Source organism: Priestia sp. P5_B4 (assembly GCF_056400385.1).
The window spans coordinates 1-1,452 of record NZ_JBFULJ010000926.1; the positions used below are offsets into that span (position 1 = coordinate 1).

At 31.3% G+C, this 1,452-nt stretch carries 2 protein-coding genes; both read left to right on the plus strand.

What is annotated here, in order from left to right:
• The first annotated feature begins 402 nt into the window (after positions 1-402).
• Positions 403-822: a phosphate-starvation-inducible protein PsiE gene (gene psiE / locus AC1DRF_RS27535; protein WP_029325326.1), complete on the plus strand. Its 420-nt coding sequence runs from the start codon at positions 403-405 to the stop codon at positions 820-822.
• Between the two features lie 193 nt (positions 823-1,015).
• Positions 1,016-1,452: DUF7832 domain-containing protein (locus tag AC1DRF_RS27540; protein WP_477742251.1), on the plus strand; the 437-nt coding region annotated here is incomplete at its 3' end.

The following is a 1,452-nucleotide window of genomic DNA, read 5'->3' on the forward strand; positions in this document are numbered from 1 at the left end:
GTCCCTTGTGTTTATATCGAAACTACAAAAGATCACGCAATACCTGTTGAAGCTCAAAGAGAAATGTATAGACAAAAGTTTTTTGATGATGTATTTAGTATAGATGCAGATCATGCACCATTTTTTTCGCAATTTGAGGATCTGACCAAGTATTTGCACGATATTAGTTGAAGGTAATATGTAAATAGTTAATTAAAGAGAACAAGGTTACTTTAGTAGCCTTGTTTTTGGTTCTTAGAATACCTGTTATGTTAACTAATAATGCATAATATATACGTCTTCATTTAGTGTAATGTATGAATTAAAATAAACATTCCAACAAACAAGTTGTATCGGCTAATGATAAATCTAAAACAGGAGATATAATAAAGTAAAGAGGCTATGTATGTAGGAGGAATATTGATGATACAACAAAGCAAAAGACCGAACTTTAAGGTTTCACACGTTCTCCGGCTTATCTTAAATACAGCATTGATTTTACTAGCTGTTACTTTATCCGTTTTGCTTGGTAAGGAAATTTTCCATTTTATTCATTTCTCTATTTTTAATCGAGGAATTGAGACTCACTACAAAATTCTTGAAAGTATCTTAGTTTTCTTTTTGTACTTTGAATTCATTGCAATGATCGTAAAATATTTTCAAGAGAATTATCACTTTCCTCTACGCTATTTTCTTTATATTGGCATTACTGCATTGATACGTCTGGTTATTGTGGAGCATGATAACCCAGTTAATACACTTTTGCACACTTGCGCTATTCTTGTATTAACTATCAGTTACGCCATTATAAAGTTTTCATCAAAACAAAAAGAGAAACTATAATTACGCCTTTTTAAAAATAGGATATCTTTTTGTTGTGTATTTTTGTGGAGAATACCAGTACGAAGGCTTTCAAGGGGATCTATACATTTATATACATAAGTCACTTCCGAAAATTCACATTATGTTAATTATATTCTTCTGAATTTTATCGATATGTAATATCTTTAAAAGTTTATCAGATTGGAGAAATAGATTGCATAAACTGAAAAGCATATTACTAATAATATTTGTTATTTTAATTTTTCAGGGGAATGTAGAACCAAGTCTAGCAGAGGAAGATAAAGGAGAAGGAGAATATATGATGGTGGCTTATGATAAAGCAGAATGGCATTATGAAGGTGATTTTCCAGAAGGATTGGATGAAGATCAAGGATTTGTACATACAGGCATGTATTTAGGTTGGGTTATAGAAAATCGCTTGTATAGCAAGGAGTTTAAACAGGTTTCCTCTAATGAAATAACAAAGTTTAACCAAGGTCTGCTATCTGGAACAGAGCTATATATGAATTGGGATGGCGTACTAGCTAGTGATATGTTAAGTAAAGAAGGAAATGATTTTACCAAAGATTATTATGAGTCAGGAATATATTTTGAGGACTATGCAGACTTATTTCCTGGTGTTAGCTCTGT

Bases quoted from the DNA above. Each gene is read 5' to 3' on its own strand.
- psiE (WP_029325326.1), top strand. From the start codon at position 403: ATGATACAACAAAGCAAAAGACCGAACTTTAAGGTTTCACACGTTCTC.